At 45.0% G+C, this 17356-nt stretch carries 12 protein-coding genes and 1 tRNA gene; 3 read left to right on the plus strand and 10 right to left on the minus strand.

Annotated elements, in window-relative coordinates; genetic code table 11:
* Nucleotides 1-64 precede the first annotated feature (64 nt).
* Nucleotides 65-1051, plus strand: coding sequence for a 3D domain-containing protein (locus SIN01_RS07895; RefSeq protein WP_010026213.1), 987 nt, complete (start codon nucleotides 65-67; stop codon nucleotides 1049-1051).
* A 149-nt stretch (nucleotides 1052-1200) separates the two neighbouring features.
* Here the strand turns inward: SIN01_RS07895 and SIN01_RS07900 are convergent, their stop codons facing one another.
* The 3 genes from SIN01_RS07900 to lplA form a co-directional block, all read right to left on the minus strand.
* Entirely contained in the window at nucleotides 1201-2304 is a 1104-nt protein-coding gene (locus SIN01_RS07900; protein WP_010026212.1) for a D-alanine--D-alanine ligase, read from the minus strand.
* Between the two features lie 98 nt (nucleotides 2305-2402).
* Complete coding sequence (locus SIN01_RS07905; protein ID WP_010026211.1) at nucleotides 2403-3668, minus strand: M48 family metallopeptidase; 1266 nt, start codon at nucleotides 3666-3668, stop codon at nucleotides 2403-2405.
* A 155-nt stretch (nucleotides 3669-3823) separates the two neighbouring features.
* Entirely contained in the window at nucleotides 3824-4813 is a 990-nt protein-coding gene (lplA, locus tag SIN01_RS07910; RefSeq protein ID WP_010026210.1) for a lipoate--protein ligase, read from the minus strand.
* A 190-nt stretch (nucleotides 4814-5003) separates the two neighbouring features.
* Between lplA and SIN01_RS07915 the strand changes: the two genes are divergently transcribed.
* A complete protein-coding gene (locus SIN01_RS07915) occupies nucleotides 5004-5654 on the plus strand; it encodes a histidine phosphatase family protein (RefSeq protein ID WP_010026209.1) in 651 nt (216 codons plus the stop codon).
* Nucleotides 5655-5997: 343 nt separating this feature from the next.
* On the opposite strand, the gene SIN01_RS07920 is transcribed toward SIN01_RS07915, so the two are convergent.
* From SIN01_RS07920 to SIN01_RS07940, 5 genes are all read right to left on the minus strand, one after another.
* Nucleotides 5998-8634: a YhgE/Pip domain-containing protein gene (locus SIN01_RS07920; RefSeq protein WP_010023108.1), complete on the minus strand. Its 2637-nt coding sequence runs from the start codon at nucleotides 8632-8634 to the stop codon at nucleotides 5998-6000.
* Between the two features lie 111 nt (nucleotides 8635-8745).
* On the minus strand, nucleotides 8746-9318 hold the full coding sequence (locus tag SIN01_RS07925) for a TetR/AcrR family transcriptional regulator (protein WP_010023109.1): 573 nt from the start codon (nucleotides 9316-9318) through the stop codon (nucleotides 8746-8748).
* A gap of 117 nt (nucleotides 9319-9435) precedes the next feature.
* Nucleotides 9436-10368, minus strand: coding sequence for a ferrochelatase (hemH, locus tag SIN01_RS07930; protein ID WP_010023110.1), 933 nt, complete (start codon nucleotides 10366-10368; stop codon nucleotides 9436-9438).
* Nucleotides 10369-10760: 392 nt separating this feature from the next.
* Complete coding sequence (locus SIN01_RS07935; RefSeq protein WP_010026991.1) at nucleotides 10761-12911, minus strand: transglycosylase domain-containing protein; 2151 nt, start codon at nucleotides 12909-12911, stop codon at nucleotides 10761-10763.
* A 270-nt stretch (nucleotides 12912-13181) separates the two neighbouring features.
* Nucleotides 13182-14603, minus strand: coding sequence for an amino acid permease (locus SIN01_RS07940; RefSeq protein WP_029548312.1), 1422 nt, complete (start codon nucleotides 14601-14603; stop codon nucleotides 13182-13184).
* A 272-nt stretch (nucleotides 14604-14875) separates the two neighbouring features.
* On the opposite strand from SIN01_RS07940, the gene SIN01_RS07945 reads away from it, so the two are divergent.
* Nucleotides 14876-14948 (plus strand) — tRNA-Ala (locus tag SIN01_RS07945).
* A 111-nt stretch (nucleotides 14949-15059) separates the two neighbouring features.
* Here the strand turns inward: SIN01_RS07945 and SIN01_RS07950 are convergent.
* Nucleotides 15060-16523: an MFS transporter gene (locus tag SIN01_RS07950; protein WP_010026689.1), complete on the minus strand. Its 1464-nt coding sequence runs from the start codon at nucleotides 16521-16523 to the stop codon at nucleotides 15060-15062.
* A 318-nt stretch (nucleotides 16524-16841) separates the two neighbouring features.
* Complete coding sequence (locus SIN01_RS07955; RefSeq protein WP_010026690.1) at nucleotides 16842-17135, minus strand: YggT family protein; 294 nt, start codon at nucleotides 17133-17135, stop codon at nucleotides 16842-16844.
* Between the last annotated feature and the right edge of the window lie 221 nt (nucleotides 17136-17356).

A 17356-nucleotide genomic window follows, 5' to 3' on the forward strand; every position in this document is an offset into this window, starting at 1 on the left:
AGAATAGCCCTTGGAGTTGACCATGATTCTTTCATGGCGGCTTATCTAAGGAGGTTATTACTTTATGAATATCATTAAAAGGCTGACGGCGATGACGAGCTTAGCAGTATGTCTTGGTGTCATTACACCAACGACAATTGCTTTCGCCAAAACGGGCAGTACGAATGATAGTCACGCAAACAAAAGTAAAGATCCTAAACAGAGTCAGGCAATTGGTTTTGCAGCAAACACACCGGCTCTTCAATCAGACAGCCAGGAGATCAACATAATATTTGGGAATAGTTTGATTCAACAAGGTGATTCAGGACCGGTAGTTGAGAAGCTACAAGCGGAGCTTCAAAAACTAGGCTATTATGACGGAGGAGATCACGGTGTTGTCGGTGAATCCACTCTGTCGGCAATCAGTGCCTTTGAAACCGATTCAACCAATGATTCAAAAGGACTCATTGGTGCGGACACAAAAACGGTTCTTTACACGGTATATCGTCATACCAGCGAAGCGAAAGAAAATCAAGAAGGTCTCGTTGCGCTTAAGATTCAGAAAAAAAAGCAAGCCAAAGTACGTGCACGTAAGGCAGCTGAAGAAAAAGCAAAGAAAATTGCTGAAGAAGCCGCACGTAAAGCTGCTGAAAAAGAAGCGAAAAAGCAAGCTCATAAAGATGCTGAAGCAAAGGCTGAAAAAGAAGCTGAGCGTGCCGAAACAAATAAACCGAAGGTAAGAAAAACTTCCGCTCAACCGGCACAAGCGCCAAAGTCAGCACCCGCTAAGCAAGCCGGTCGATCGATAACTGTGGAGGCGACAAGTTATTCTCTTGGAGGACGGTCCGCTACCGGGATTGATTTCTCCAGTAATCCGAACGCCAAAGTGATTGCTGTGGATCCAAAAGTCATTCCACTTGGATCAAAGGTAAAAATCCCCGGGTACGGCGTCTTTGTCGCCGGGGATACCGGAGGAGCGATTAAGGGAAAGCGAATTGACGTTCATTTTCCATCGCGGGATCAAGCTTTACAATTTGGCCGTAGAACCTTAACCGTTACCGTACTTAACTAAGACAAGAAGCTTGCTCCTTAGCTGGGGCAAGCTTCTTTGTTTTACATAAAGAAATGCGCTTTCCTTGAAATTTCGACACGTTCTTATCGTACAAAATAACCCCCAGTTGGCTCAATCAGCCATTCTGGGGGTTTTCTTGATGCCCTAATTCAGCACTGAATACGATAATGGATCTTCTGCTTGTCGTCATGCCGCTGTAACCCCAGATCAATCAACGTTTCAATTAATTGCGGATAGGACAATCCAGTATGCTGCCAGAGTAAAGGAAACATGCTGAACTGAGTAAAACCAGGCATTGTATTTAATTCATTAACGACAATGCTTTGATCTTTCTCTCTGAGAAACACATCGACACGCGCAAGTCCGGACAGATTGAGTGCTGCAAAAGCACGTTTTGCTGTTTCTTCGAGTTCCGCCAATACCTTTTCAGATAAATGAACCGGAATAACAAGCGTGCTGTTTCCTTCATGATACTTAGACTGATAATCGTAAAAGGCTGCATTTTTCGTAATGATTTCACCCGGAACCGAAACGGAGAGCTCATGGTTGCCGAGAACACCGATTTCAATTTCGCGCCCATTAATATGCTCCTCAACAATAACCTTTGAATCGTAAAGAAGTGCCTCTGTGATCGCCGCCGACAGTTCCGTCTCGCTGACGCACTTGCTGATCCCGACACTGGATCCTCCGTTTGCCGGCTTTACAAAACAAGGATAGCCGATCGAACGCTTAATGGCTAGAATCCGGCTTGGTGCATCGCTTTCCCACTCAAAACGTGATACCGACAGATAATCCGGACCCTGAATCTTATGCGTCTTTAAGACATCTTTCATTAATACCTTATCCATACAAACACTAGAGCCGGCAACACCGGATCCTACATAAGCAAGATTAAGCAGTTCCATCAAGCCTTGCACCGTTCCATCCTCGCCATTCGATCCATGAAGAAGCGGAAAGACAATATCCGGACGAGCGCTTGTTGCATCCAGCGGGCTCGACGGTGCAATCCAGTGCTCCACCGCGCGTTCCGCTTTAACGTTCTCGTGGAGCAGCAGCTGATCCTTTGACTCAAGTTTTCCCGTGATTTCACTGCCTGGAATCCAACGTCCGTCCTGATTAATATAAACGGGCAAGACGCGATATCGCTTTAAATTGATCGCATTGATTACTGAAAAGGCAGTGAGCAGTGAGATTTCATGTTCTGTAGACTTTCCACCGTACAAAACAGCGACTGTCTTCCTCTCATTTGCCATCGTAGATGCCTCAGTCCCTTTATCCATATTGTGAAAACGCTTTCCATCTTACTTTATCATATTCACAAAGAAAGGAAAGCGCCCTTTGAATGATGCCATCACCGATTTAATTTCACATGCTCTAAATAATCTATTCGCTCAAGCATGGTTGGGTGATCGTACTGAATCCATTTTACTAACGCCGGTGGATTCATTTCGCTAAGGCTGGATACGGACAGCTTCTGAAAGGAACGAATCGCCGCCTTACGGTCTTGCGTCATCTCAATCGCGTATTGGTCGGCTTGCCATTCAAAATCACGGGAAATCATATTTTGCACCGGTTCGGCAGCAAATGAAAGGAGCGACAGAATGAGAAGTAGCATCGGCAGCGCAGTTAAGTCGCCTGGATGGGAAATATTCATGCGCACGCCCCAGCGAATGCTTGCCCATAAATGAATTTTCGCAGCGATCCACAGCGTCAGCAGAAGTCCAATCAGTGCCGAAACGGTACCCCATATGATATGGTGCATCACATAATGGCCCATTTCGTGTGCCATAATAAACAGTACCTCTGAATGACTCAGACGATTGACCGTTGTATCCCATAGGACAATGCGCAAATGTGCGCCGATACCATTCACGTAAGCGTTCATTGCATTCGTCTCTCGCGACATGTCTGCTTCATAGACATTATTCGCCGGGATGCCTGCTCGAGACGCCATATTCAGAATTTCAGTTTTCAATTGTCCATCTGTTAGCGGCTGAAAATGATTATAGAGGGGATCAATGACAACCGGCTGTACGTACATCATAAACAGAATAAATGGAATCGACAGCAGCCAGGCCGGCAGCCACCAATTCTTTGGAAAACGCCGGACCAGAGCCATTACCGCCATCATGACGATCAACCCAATCAATGTACTGACTGCTGTGCTAATTGCTTGATCCTTGAGCCAGTCTGCAAGTGGCTGAACCGAAATGCCAAAGTGAACGGATAACTGGTAAGACGTAAATGAAACCGGTAGAAAAACGATGAGCGTGATCAATGACAGACCAACATAACACAGCACCATTTGAACAATAAAAGAACGAGACAGCCGTTCTGAACATTTCTTGATCCATAATGAAAAGCCTCCGACAAGCACAAACAGATAAACACCCCAATCGAGCGGTATGGTTGCGAAGGAAAGGAAATGACGCCATGCATTCAGTGTGCTGCTTTCAGCAAGCTGTTGTTTGTTCATGAATAAAGAAGGATCGGCCGCGGTCCCTTTCATTGTCATCGGAATTGATGATTTTGCCCAAACAAAAAAATAAGCAGCCATGGTTAGCAGATAAATCCCGTATAAAATGATAAACCACCCGAACACTTTTTTATGTTTCAAGATGGACCCTCCTCTTTCACATCCACAGATTGTCCGTCTCTCATAACAAAAGGACGGGCTATTATCAATTTAGTCCGCAGCTTCTTTGTTTAGAACATCAATCCCGCAAAAGGCCCGGCGCGTTTGATTCGCGGTCTGAGCTTGTCGCTTTGCTGTCAGAAAAGTACAGCAAGCAGTTCTTCCGCGCCAATTTTTCCAAAATAATAGTGGCAGTCAATCGATTTCAGTTTTTGATCAAGGATGTTTGGGTCATATTTTAGCCCAATGAGCTGCTGTTCAAACGCATGAACATCCCCAACGCCAAAAAAATCACCAAAAATCGACAATTTCTCAATCATTCCTTTTTTGACATTCATCCGGAAATCGACACGTCCGCCTGGAAAACGGCGCGCCTTCTGTAGATTAAATTCCGGCGATTTTCCATAGACCCAGTCCCAATTCCGGTAGCGACGATTGGCGAGTGCAATAATTTTTGTCCAGTCCTGATCCGTCAATCTGTATTCCGGCACATGATCTTGTCCTTCAAAGATATAGTGCAGTAATTCTTCCTTAAATTGATGAATGGTTCTATCTTTTGCTAAGTGTTCGCGAATATTCGTTACTCTGCTTCTCACGGACTTAATCCCCTTAGACTCGAATTTCGCCTTGTCCGGATGCAGTGCCTTTGAAACCATGTCCAAGTCGACATCAAAAAGCAGCGTTCCATGACTGAAAATACGCCCCTGAGTGACAAATTGAGCATTTCCGGAAATCTTTTTACCCGCTACCGTCAAGTCGTTGCGCCCTTCCAGTTGTGCATCTACCCCCATGTGCGCCAACGCACGAATGACCGGCTCGGTGAATTTTTTATAATTATTAAAGCTGTCGCCGTCGTCTTTCGCAATAAAACTGAAACTGAGGTTGCCCGGATCGTTATACACTGCACCCCCTCCGGAAAGACGCCGCGTGACCGTCACGTCATGTTTGTTGATAAAATCCATGTTTAATTCTTCAACGGTGTTCTGATTGCGTCCAACGATCACTGTAGGCGCCATACGGTAAAACATCAGATAGGTCTCATCGCTTGGCAACTGTTTGAGCGCATATTCTTCAAGAGCGAAATTGAGTGTTTGATCAAGTATGTCCCGGTTATTTATATAGATCATCATTAGTCTCCTCTCAACTTATAGAAACATTTCTTCTTTAATCATAATTCCCGCAGCCACACACGTCTAGATACAAGCAATTTTCTTGGAAATTCCCGGTTATCCTTTGCAAGTCTTGTTAAATTACGCTAATCTATAGAAGATTGAGTACTAAGGAACAATTCGGGATACCCAGAATAGGAGGTACCTCATGAAAAGCATTTATTTCGTGAGACATGGCCGAACATTATTCAACCAGCTTTGGAAGGTACAAGGAATTTCAGACACGCCGCTTACAGAACTCGGTGAGAGAAAAGCGGCTGAATTAGGCACGCGAATCAAAGCAGAAAAAATCACATTCGATGGTGCTTATTCAAGTGACCTAGGGCGTACACGTCGGACTTCGCGGCTGATTTTGGATCATTCAGCAAACCCTGAACTTATTCCCGTTGAAACAACGGATTTACGGGAAGTAAGCTTCGGCCAATTCGAAGGCGATCCTAATGATTCAATGTGGGAAGCTGCAAGTGAAGCCGTGGGTGATTCGGAACTTCGCGGCGATTCTCCGGATGAGTTGAAGATTAAAGCACTCGATGGCTTGAAACGTTTAGATACAACCGGATTGGCCGAGAACTTCGAAGACGTCAAGACGCGCATCCGCTCCATACTCAGCGTCATGGCACATAGTGACGAACAGAACATTCTTGCAGTCAGCCACGGTTTATACATCAGCTGTCTTATTTATCTGTTATCCGATGCTAAAATTCATGTTTCTTCTATTGAAAATACGAGTGTCACCAAAGTTATTTTTGAAAATGGCGTCTTTAAAATTGCTTATATTGGCAGAACTGAAAATCTGTAAGCCCGCATACAGGTATGCGCGTTCTTCCGCAACAATCGATGATCCGTTTGGACAAGCTGCGCCTCAAACAATCAATAAGAAAAACCGGGCAAAAAGCGCCCGGTCCTTACTTCCGCAGGATGTGGTGACTTCGTGTCTTTTCGGTGCTGAATCGTCGCTTCGGTTACTCGCTTGCCGCGGGCGCCAGAGCACCTCCGCTTTGATTCTTGGCCAAGACACTAGTCTATTGGTTTGAAGCCAGGGCAAATTCCATACTTTCTTTACCTGTCAAAAAAAAAAGATCATCAGACCTTAAATTCAGGCCTGGTGATCTTTTTTACTTGAAACTTGAAACTGAAAACGGTTAACCTACTGTAGTGCTTCTTTCATTTTTTGCTATGATCTTTTTTTGATCGCGATGAAATTTGATCGTAAATGTAACCACACTTAAGGCTAAACCAAGCACGGCGTAACCAACCAATATCCATGAGTTTTGACTGAGCATCTGCTGCTGGTGACCATCAATAATATTTCGAAATCCGTTGACACTGTAGGTCATCGGCACAAACTTTGAAATGGACTGAAGTCCTTCTGGAATGAGCTGAATCGCATAAGCGCCGCCGCATGAGACGAGCTGAACGATCAGCAGAATCACAGCCACGAATCGGCCCTCATTATTAAATGAACCGGCAAGCCATTGAATGATTGCCATATAACTGATACTGGTCAAAAGCGTAAAACCGACAAACGTCCACGGATGGGTCACTTCTAGATTTAGTCCTTTCAAGACAACTGCATCAATCAGTAACGTTTGACCAAGTGACATCAGAATCGTGATAAAGAATTTGCTGAGGGCAATGTTCCACCCTGAGGTCGCAAGTCCGGCCGGTTTGCCAAGATCATAGACAATGGTAAGGAGCATCGCACCAACATAAAGACCAAGCGAAATAAAGTATGGGGCAAAACCGGTCCCGAAGCTGCTAACCGCTTGATGTGACGCATCAACAGAGGTCACCGGTTCCGCAAATTTAGCCGCATGAGAATCGTTTGTCGGCGTTTTTGCCAGTTGGTGATGAGCGTCTGCAAGATTACTGCTCAACGTTGTATTGCCCTTCAGCAGGTTCTGTGCACCATCATTTAATTGATTCGTTCCGCCGGCAAGCTTCTCCTGACCCGAAAACAAATCATTCAATCCGCTCTGCAAAGCATTCATATTGGCTGCTAATTTTGAACTTCCTGAAACAAGCTGTCCCGTTCCGGTTTGCACCGTCTGAATACCACTGACCAGTTTGGGCCAGGTTTGGTTTAATTGCGCATTGCCTGCAGCAAGTTGGCTTGCGCCTCCGTTCAAAGCTTTTGATGCGCCTGGAAGCTTTGTTAAATTCTGCTGCAGCTCGGTCATTCCGCTTGCAAGCCGCGCCTGACCCTCTACTAACTTTAAGAAGTTCGTTTGTAACGCTGTCTGCCCACCGCTTAACTGAGTCATTCCATCAGATAATTGTGAGACGCCTTGAGCGAGCGTATCATTCTGTTTTTCAAATTGAGCCATACCATGATTTAGCGTATTCACGCCTTGAGCCAGAGCTGTTGATGCATCGACTAGGCTTGGTTCGCCATTGATTCCTTGGCTAAATGCTGCATCGATCGTTGCCGCTCCTTCAGCCAATTGTTTGATTTGGGTCGAATCTATGGATGGTACGGAAATGTCTTGAATGCCTGTGTTTAATTGTTTTGCACTATTCTGCAGGGCCTGCAGCTGCTTCTGGTCAATGCTGCCGTTGTTTTGCTGAAGTTGACTCAGGCTTTGATCGAGCCTTGCAGAAGCCTGTTTCAGCTTTTCCACTTGATCTGCATTCGGAAGCCCACTTGCTTGTTTTGCAACACTGCTCATCCCTTCGGATAACTGTTGCGTATAGGGAGCCAGTTTTTGAATTCCGCTTGAAAGCTGATCGGCACCATCATTCAGCTTAGAAACGCCAGCTACAAGTTTGTCGATTTCCGGTTTGGCCTCACTCAATTGCTGATTCAGCGTGTCAAGGCCATCCTTCTCTTTATTCATGCTGGTTTGGAACTGTTGCAATCCCTTAAGATACTGTTCCATGCCGTTGCTCAAACTCTGCTCTCCACTATTAAGTTGACCGGATCCGCTGGCGAGTTTCTCAGTACCCGCGTTCAGCTCATCCAGCTTATCAGCAAGCATGCTTGCACCATCTGCCAGTTGTGCAATATTTGCGCTGTTTGCACTGGTCTGATCATAGAGCTGACTGGTTCCGTGAGCAACTTGGTTCAAGCCACTGGTTATTGCATCGGCACCGTCCGCCAACTTCGCTGAACCGTTTTTTAACTGACTGGTACCGTTCATTAACGATTTAAAACCATCGCGTAAATGAACGATTCCGTCGACTTCTTTCTTATTGCCCTTGGTCAAGTCAGCGGATCCCTTAGCTGCATTCCCTAATCCTTTAGTCAATTCATTTATTTGCGCATACATCGTTTTCGCATAGGTTTTCGTTAGCTCCTCCGACACGCGTTTCTGAAGTTCCTGTACGCCCGAACTTGCGATACGTCCAGCAATAAAGTTGTAATCGGAATTAATTTGATAGCGAAAATTCGTTGTCTTCAAGTGATCATCCGCTAAAGTCACTGCATTTTCTGAGAACGTTCTAGGAATTGTGACCACCATAAAATAACGATTCTTTTTAAATCCGTCTTCAGCCGACTTTTCGCTTACAAAGCGCCAGTCAAAATCCTTGTTGTCTTTTAATTCATCGACTAAGTCCGATCCTGCATGAATCTGTTTACCGGCAAGCACTGCACCGTCATCATGATTGACCACGGCAACGGGAAGGTTGCCCGACTTGCCGAACACATCCCAAAATCCATAAAGAAACATTCCTCCGTAAATCAACGGAATACACATCACACCGAGCATGACAATGATATGATGCGGTTTGGTTACAATTGCTTTCAGCTCGGCACTGATTAAGCGAATTACATTCATTGTGCTTCCACCTGCTTTCTGTCGTTCCTTCCAAGATAAACACCCGGACGATCTTAGTGACTAAATGGGTCACTTGGTCAATTTTGTTTAAAAAAATAACAGCTGCAGCTATTATTTTTTTAAGCCTTGTACCAAGTAGAGTTCAAATAAGTGAGCGATTTCTTCTTTTGATAAAGGCTGATGACGTTGTTCCCATTCAAAAATAAGCGATATATACAGGTGGAGGATAACAAAAGCAGTCACTTTAGGGTCGCACGACTTGATTTCTTGCTTCAACTCGGCATGACTGATGAATTCCTCCATAAATCCGAGTATGGCATCCTCGATATTGGCCAACGCTTGTTTCGCTTGAGCGGTTCCGATTTCACGTAGTTCTTGAGTCAGTTTGATTGTGAGCTGATGCTCTTTGCGCAATTCAAGCATTGAATAGAGTGCGCGATGCAAGTTGACGAAAAAATGATCATCATCATGTATTGCATTTGTTGCTGTCGCCTTTATTCGCTTGATAAACTGATTCATGATTTCATTGAAGAGCTCTTCCTTATTTTTAAAAAAGGTATAGATCGTTCCTTTTCCAACATTGGCCAAACGCGCAACCAAATCCATCGTTGTTGCTTTATAGCCAAAAGAAGCAAAGGTACGTTCAGCAGCACTTAATATCATTTTTTTTCGATCAATCGCCACGGGTATCACCATTTTCCAAAAAATGACCGTATGAACGATTTAGTCATTTTGTTCTTAAAAGAATTTTATCACAGACGCTTTGGAACAGCAAGGGCTCGGCGAAACTTTTTTCATCCATCACTCAAATGCCTTTAATACTGTTGAAGCAAGGGCATCGATAAAAAGAGGATTGGTATCCGGCATCTGCGGACGATGATACGTTCCGCCCAATGATTCAACGAGTGTTCGGCATTCACGATCGTTATCATACAGCACCTCTAAGTGTTCGGCAACAAAACCAATCGGACAAAAGATAAAGTGCTTAACGTGCTCCTCTTGTTGAAATAATGTTCGAATCTGGTCCAGTACATCCGGGCCAAGCCAAGGGTCGCCTGTTTTCCCCGCACTTTGCCATGCTTGCGTATAATGGACGAGATTTGCCTGATCGGCGATCTTTTCGGCTGTTTCGCGAATTTGATCCGGATAGGGGTCGCCATTGTTTAAAATCTTCTTTGGAAGGCTGTGTGCCGTAAACAGAACAACAGTCTGATCCCGCTCTTCTTCGGGGATCTTTGCGAGTTGATCTTTAACGGAACGCACCCAGAAATCAATAAAATGGGGCTGATCATACCAGCTCTTAATCGATGTTATTGCGAGTTCACCGACTTCTTCAGCTTTCTTCTGTGCACGTTCCGTGTACGCTTGTACGCTGAATCTGGAGTAGTGCGGTGCCAAAGCGATTGATACGGCGTGATCAATGCCATCATCATGCATCTGTTGAACCGCATCTTCGATCAACGGATGTATATACTTTAAACCAAGATACGCTTTGAACGTGTATACAGATTGCTGTTCATTCAAGCGCTTTTCGAGCGCATCGGCTTGTGCTTGCGTCAATTCAGCAAGCGGTGATATACCTCCGATCGCCTCATAACGGCGTGCGAGATCAGCAATTTGTTCGTCACTTGGTCTATGCCCATGACGAATTGCCGTATAATAGGGCACGATATCTTCCTTCTTGTAGGGTGTTCCATACGCCATGACCAATAATCCGATTTTTTTCTGATTCATCTTTTCAAACCTTTCCAACATCATGCTGTTTTTATATGTAATGAACTCTATTAACTCAATCAAACATCCTCTATTCTAGTACTTTTACGAACAAATGACGAGAAACTGGCACCAAACCGCTTTCTTTTCGTGCAAACACAATACCTGCGTCTATTGGATTAAGAAAAACCGGGCAAAAAGCGCCCGGTCCCTACTTCCGCAGGATGCGGTGACTTCCGCGTTGTGAACAGGACGTACTTTCACAGGATCCACGCCTTTAGCGGAAGTCCCTTTACATAGTAGAAGTTTCACTTTTTTTGCCGCTGATCGTCGTACCAACAAGGCCAAAAATAGCCCCCCTAAAGTTGTGATCGTCCAACTTCAGGGGGGCAGCCCGGTTCTTTACCAGCTTCTTATAATTTTGAGAACCAATTAATCTCGACCGATGGAGAAGCGTCACCGGTTTGATTCGTCTGTGGATTATAGGGCACCACATAGTACGTTTCATTACTCATAGGATTAACGAAATCAATCCGATAATTGGTTTGCCCTTTGACCTCACCTTTGAGCGAACGCCGTCCATCTTTTTCTGCGTAGATCCGGTAAACAATTCGTTTATCCGTATTCCCCTCCCAGTTAAGCTGAAGAGCAGGCAATGCATATTTTCCAAGTACACCCTTTGCACGCAGGCGCGAGACCGAGGCCATTCGAATCGGTTCATCAAGATCCGTAACGCCGTCAGGTTTGCTGAAACTCAGCTTTTGTTCGCCGGGCATGCTGTTGATGACCGTCTTAAACAGCCGAACCGCATCATTGCTGGAGCCGGTCAGATATTGATTTTTATTCGTCTGGTCGTAACCGATCCATACAGAGCCGACCGCATCAGGCGTATAGCCGACAAACCACGCATCGCGCAGTCCATTTTTCGAATATGCCGTGGATCCTGTCTTACCGGCAATCTCCGCTAGACTGTACCCTGAACGACCGGTTCCGTTTCTCATGACAGCTTGCAGCATCCGCGTCATATACCAAGCGGTTTGTTTCGAAAAAATCTTTTTCGTCTGCGGATGTGCCTCGCCAATCTTCTTGCCTTGATGATCATAAATGGCTGAGATAAAGTACGGTTTCGACTGAGATCCGTTATTGCTGAATGTCGTGTAGGCGGCTGTCATTTGCAGCGGCGTGACGCCCTTGCTCAGCCCACCAAGCGCAATCGCCAGCCCATGATCTGAAAGATTAATCCCCATTTTTGTTAAATAGCTTTTACTTTTCGCAATACCGATCTGATCGAGCAGCCAAACCGCCGGCGCATTTTGTGATACGGTAATCGCATCGTACATCGTCATTGTGCCTGTATATTGGCCGTTGTAATTCGTTGGTGTATAGGTTCCATAGCTGACTTTTTTATCTTGGAGCATCGAATAGGGCTGATACTTGCCTGAATCAAGTGCTGGTCCGTAGACAGCCAGTGGTTTGAAGGCAGAACCGGGCTGCCGTTTATCATTGACGCGGTTATAGCTTCCACGAACATAATTTCGCCCACCTTGAACCGCGAGCATGGCACCAGTTTTATTCATCAATGTGAATGCGCCTTCCGGTGATTGATTGGGATTGCTGCCTTGAAAATACACATTGTTTTTGAATGCATTGTAGGATGCCGATTGTGCTTCTCGATTCATGGGCACAACAATTTTATAACCGCCGCGAATGAGATCCTCAGAAGAAATATGATACGTTTTCTCGGCCTCCTGCTTCACAAGATCCATGTAGGAATCATACTCCGGATGGGTTTGAATTTTATGGACATTCAGCCCAAGTGTCTTTCCTTTTAGACGCACCGTCTGTTCTGCGGATAAATAGCCGTTCTTCTCGAGCAGCGAGAGAACAAGATTTCGGCGGGCAAGTGCTTTTTGCGGGTGCAAAATCGGTGAGTAGCCGTTAGGCCCCTTCTGCATCGCCGCAAGCAGCGCTCCTTCGTCTTCTGTTAAATCGCTAACGTCTTTATTAAAGAAAAATTTCGAAGCCATCTGAATTCCATAAATGCCATGACCAAAATACACCTGGTTTAAATACATCTCCAGGATCTGCTTCTTACTATATTTTCGTTCGAGACTGATCGCAATCGTTGCCTCTTTGAATTTTCGAAACCACGTTTTTTCATTTGAGAGATAGGCATTTCTAGCCAATTGCTGTGTGATGGTACTTGCTCCCTCGGCTTTGTTGCCGGCCACAATATCTGTAACCAGTGCACGCATCACGCCGCGTAAATCGATACCCGAATGCTGATAAAAGCGCAGATCTTCGGTCACGATAAACGCATTCTGAACCTGCTTGGGAACCTTATTTAATGAAACCGGTTCACGGTTCTCAGCATAGAGTCGGGAAAGCTCATGACCTTGTTCATCCACAACGACAGAAGTCCTGCTCATCACCAATTTCTCATCATCCGTATAATGATTGCCGATCAGAAGAACAACAAAATAGACAAGCAGCCCGACGATTGCTGCGCCGATAACGAAATAAGCTGCCTGGAATAACCGTTTGTACAGCTTTCCTCTGTCCATTTGTCCTCCACCTTTCTAAACACTTCGATACATAGATAGTCTTTGCAATATCTCTATACACATTAGCAAAAAAAGAAAAATCCGTCCTGTTTTACGAAAATTTTTGACAGGTTTCCCCGGATTAGATGGTTCAAAGCAGGGATTAAAGAAATGGTATGTAAGTTCCTATGTCCGAATGCTGCCGCTTCATGCCTCTTAAACAAAAAAATCTCCCGACACATGCACACATGCTCGGGAGATTGAACCATTGATCTGTCTAACCGGATTAACTCAGTTCTGCACTTGCTCTTCAACGCCGCTTTTCGCGCGAAGCGCACTGTGCTTATAGCTATAGGCAAAGTATACGATCAGCCCAAGAACGAACCAAACAATAAAACGGATCCACGTTGCCGGCTGAAGCCCGGAAATCAGATAGCCGCATGAAAGAATACCGAGAATCGGTGTAACCGGAAAGAATGGGGCCTTGAACGAACGCTGGAGATCTTTGCGTTTGTAACGGAGCACAATTGTACCGGCGCAGACAATGATAAAAGCAACCAGTGTCCCGATGCTCACCAGCTCAGAGACAATGCCGATTGGGAAAAGTCCTGCGGTCAATGCGCAGACCGTTGCCACAATTGTCGTTGAAACGGCAGGCGTTTGATGTTTTTGGCTGACACCGCCAAGCACCTTAGGGATCAGACCATCTCTGGCCATCGCGAAGAAGATACGTGACTGGCCGAACATCAACACAAGGCATACCGATGTAATCCCGCAGATTGCGCCAACCGAAATAAGCGCAGCACCCCAATGAATACCAATCAAGTCAAGCGCGTAAGCAACCGGTGCATTGTGTCCTGCCGGCGTTTTGTAGGCTGTATATTTTACAATTCCCGTTAAGATTGCGGAAACAGCAATATAAAGAACCGTACAAATCAAAAGCGAGGCTATAATTCCTCTTGGCATATCTCTCTGCGGATTGCGCGTCTCTTCAGCAGCCGTTGACACTGCATCAAATCCGATATAAGAGAAGAATACAACGGCGGCACCGGAGATAACTCCATTGAATCCGTATGGCATAAACGGTGTCCAGTTGCTTGGTTTGACATGCCATACAGCTAAGACAATGAACAACAGCACAACCGCAACTTTAATAATAACAATCACGCCGTTAACGCCTGACGTATTGCGGACACCACTAATCAGCAGCCAAGCAATCAAAGCAATGATCAACATTGCCGGAACATTAATGACACCGCCCTCAAATGGTGAGGATGTGATTGCCTTCGGCAGAACGATTCCGATATTATTGAGAAGGTTGACCACATAGCCTGACCAACCAATCGCAACGGTCGCAATACCAACCGCATATTCCAAAATCAAATCCCAGCCAATAATCCAGCCCCAAATTTCACCTAACCCAGCGTAGCCATATGTATAAGCACTACCGGCAACAGGAATCATCGAAGCAAATTCTGCATAGCAAAGCGCTGCGAAGCAGCAAGCGAGTCCGGCAAAAACAAATGAGAGGACCAAAGCCGGGCCTGAAAGATCCGCGGCTGCAACACCGGTTAATACAAAAATACCGGTACCAATAATACAGCCGATACCTAGCATTGTCAGATCAAGCGGTCCCAATGCTTTTTTAAGTCCGGATTTCCCTTTGGTCTCTGCGATGAGACTGGAAACGGGCTTCGTTCTGAAAATATTCACTGAAAACATCCCCTTTTCCATATATAAAAATAATTTCAAATACGATTATACCTCTTATGTAAGAAAATGTGACCCTAAAAGTATAACTTTTCTCCATTTTTATAGATTTTTTTATTTAAACACCCTTTTCCAGGCATTATTCAATGATTATCCCATTGCATCGAAATGTATTTGTTACGTTTTTTTCCGTTTCAAATACTTAACCCGTATTTTTCTATTTTGGGGTTGACCCTATATTCCTTGAGCGGTATAATCTGTATCGTATTCTTTATGGGGCATTAGCTCAGCTGGGAGAGCGTTGCCTTCGCATGGCAGAGGTCAGGGGTTCGATCCCCCTATGCTCCATTAAAAATAAGCGTCATCGTGTTGCAGTACATACTGTTCATGTGTATCACTCGTTCGTTGCACAAAGAAACCGCCGATTATCAATTAAATCGACGGCTTTTTGATTCATTTTTATTTTCGTTTATTTCTAGCCTTACGTTTGCTGACCCGTTTCTTGATTCTTCTGCGCTCTTCTTTCCACCAATAATGCTTCTCAGGATTATCCATAATATTCTTGATTTCTTTCTCTTCAACAACTGCCGGTGCGGAGCCTCTCAGCGCCTTACCGGACGTATTGTGGACAAAGAACGTCATGACGATAAGTCCGATCACGCAAGCAGCCATCATGTAATAAGCGGGCATCATCGTGTCGTTGGTGGCGTGCGTCAGCCAGGCCAAGACCATCGGCGTCGTACCGCCGAAGAGCGAAACAGAAATATTATACGTAATCGCCAGACCCCCGTATCTTACCGATGTGAAGAACAGAGAGGGCAGCAACGAGGGTACCGTGCCTTCAAAACAGGACAGGAAGATCGCAAGGACAAGCAGTCCCGTAAAGACGAGTATACTGTTTCCGCTTCCGATCATGAAAAAGGCTGGTATTGACGCAAGAATCAAACCGACAAGTCCAATCTGAACCACCCGTTTATTCCCAATTCGATCGCCGAAATGCCCCATTAAGACGACAATTGGGATCATGATAAACATGACAATCAAGATCAAAAGAAGTCCTTCAGTTTCTCCATAACCGAGTACGGCACTTAAATGGGATGGCATATAGGAAAGCAGCAAATACTCGACAAGATTAAAGAAGCATACGATAACCGCGCAGGCAATCAGCGGTCGTAAGTGATACAGAAAGATCTCCTTAATCGATACCTGTTTATCTTCTTTCTGATGCTTCTTTTTCATGGCTTGGAAAGCCGGGGTTTCTTCAAGATGTTCCCGCAGATAGAAGCCAATCATGCCAATTGGCGCGGCAATGAGAAAAGGAATGCGCCAGCCCCACGACAGCATCGCCTCGCTGCTTAAAAAATAAGTGAGCAGCGTTACAACACCGGAGCCGGCAATGTAGCCGCTGAGCGTGCCTACTTCCAAACTGCTGGTCATGACTCCTCGTTTTTTATCCGGCGTCGACTCAGCAAGAAAGGTCATTGCTCCGGAATATTCACCGCCGGTCGAGAATCCCTGCACCAAACGTGCCGCAAGCAATAATAGGGCGGCTGTCGGACCAATCGCAGCATAAGAAGGGATTAAACCAATACTTAACGTCGAAAGTGCCATCATGATTAGCGTTACCGTTAATACCTTTTTTCGTCCATAGCGATCGCCCATCATACCAAAGACCAAGCCGCCGATCGGACGCGCGATAAAAGCAATCGAAAAGGTTGCAAATGTATAAATCAATTGAACAGAATTACTCATTTCCGGGAAAAAGACTTTGCCCAAAGTCACTGCCAGATAAGAGTAGATCCCGAAATCAAACCACTCCATCGCATTGCCAACGCTTGTGGCAAACACTGCTTTGCGCGCTGTTTTTAAATCAATGACCGTAATGTCATCTTTTTTTACAGCTTCATTTTCTTTTCTTTGCATATTCCTGTCTCCTTCAGTCATTTGTTCGTTTTCGATGAAATATGCGTTTTTTTACGTACGCTGCATCGAAAACCTCATTCCCCCTTATTTATTAAATTTCCCGTTTTTGCAAATTCACACACAAACCGGGTATGGATTTTTAAGGTTAACAATGATTCATGTCCCTGTCAAATTTTTCTTTTCTGGTGTAAGGGTTCAAAATGCTGTTTTTATGCGGCCCTCACCCTCTTTTTAGGATCAAACAATCCGGAAAGACCATGCGTCACATAAATAGAAAAAGCAGAAAGTCGCCCTCCTGCTTTTGTGCATTTCATCGGTTTATTTCATTTTCAGCATACTAAATATTTTTTGAATGCCAAACCCGATAATACTGTACACGATCAAGGCAAATAATGCGGAAAGGTCGAGGATATGTTTCTTATAAACGATCGGATGGAAAATACCTTGAAACGGATTAAGGATCGGTTCACTTAAGCTGTTCAGAAAATTAACAAACGGCGTCGGATTTGCTCCAAAAAATTTAAGCAAAAGATATAAAGCAATGACAACTTGGACAAAAGTCAGCAAAATGCTGATCAGTTTAGGAAACATCCCTGTTTTATTACGTTTCACACATCCTCTATCCTTTCGTGCAATCAGTTAGAACTCGTCTTCTTCGTGAATCTCTGTTTTTATGTTAAGCGATAAAGCGTTGATCGTCAAACCTGCGCTTCGCAGAAGTCGCGCCCATATGTCGGCTAAAATCGTATAATAAGAAAAGACCGGGCAAAAAGCGCCCGGTCCTTAATCTCCAACCATGTATGATGGACTCGTTCGGTGCTGAATCGCCGCTT

Source organism: Sporolactobacillus inulinus (assembly GCF_006539285.1).
GTDB lineage: Bacteria > Bacillota > Bacilli > Bacillales > Sporolactobacillaceae > Sporolactobacillus > Sporolactobacillus inulinus.

Coding starts and splice junctions, on each gene's coding strand:
- SIN01_RS07950 (WP_010026689.1), bottom strand. CDS start 16,523: ATGCAAAGAAAAGAAAATGAAGCTGTAAAAAAAGATGACATTACGGTC.
- SIN01_RS07920 (WP_010023108.1), bottom strand. CDS start 8,634: ATGAATGTAATTCGCTTAATCAGTGCCGAGCTGAAAGCAATTGTAACC.
- SIN01_RS07900 (WP_010026212.1), bottom strand. CDS start 2,304: ATGGCAAATGAGAGGAAGACAGTCGCTGTTTTGTACGGTGGAAAGTCT.
- lplA (WP_010026210.1), bottom strand. CDS start 4,813: ATGATCTATATAAATAACCGGGACATACTTGATCAAACACTCAATTTC.
- SIN01_RS07895 (WP_010026213.1), top strand. CDS start 65: ATGAATATCATTAAAAGGCTGACGGCGATGACGAGCTTAGCAGTATGT.
- hemH (WP_010023110.1), bottom strand. CDS start 10,368: ATGAATCAGAAAAAAATCGGATTATTGGTCATGGCGTATGGAACACCC.
- SIN01_RS07935 (WP_010026991.1), bottom strand. CDS start 12,911: ATGGACAGAGGAAAGCTGTACAAACGGTTATTCCAGGCAGCTTATTTC.
- SIN01_RS07915 (WP_010026209.1), top strand. CDS start 5,004: ATGAAAAGCATTTATTTCGTGAGACATGGCCGAACATTATTCAACCAG.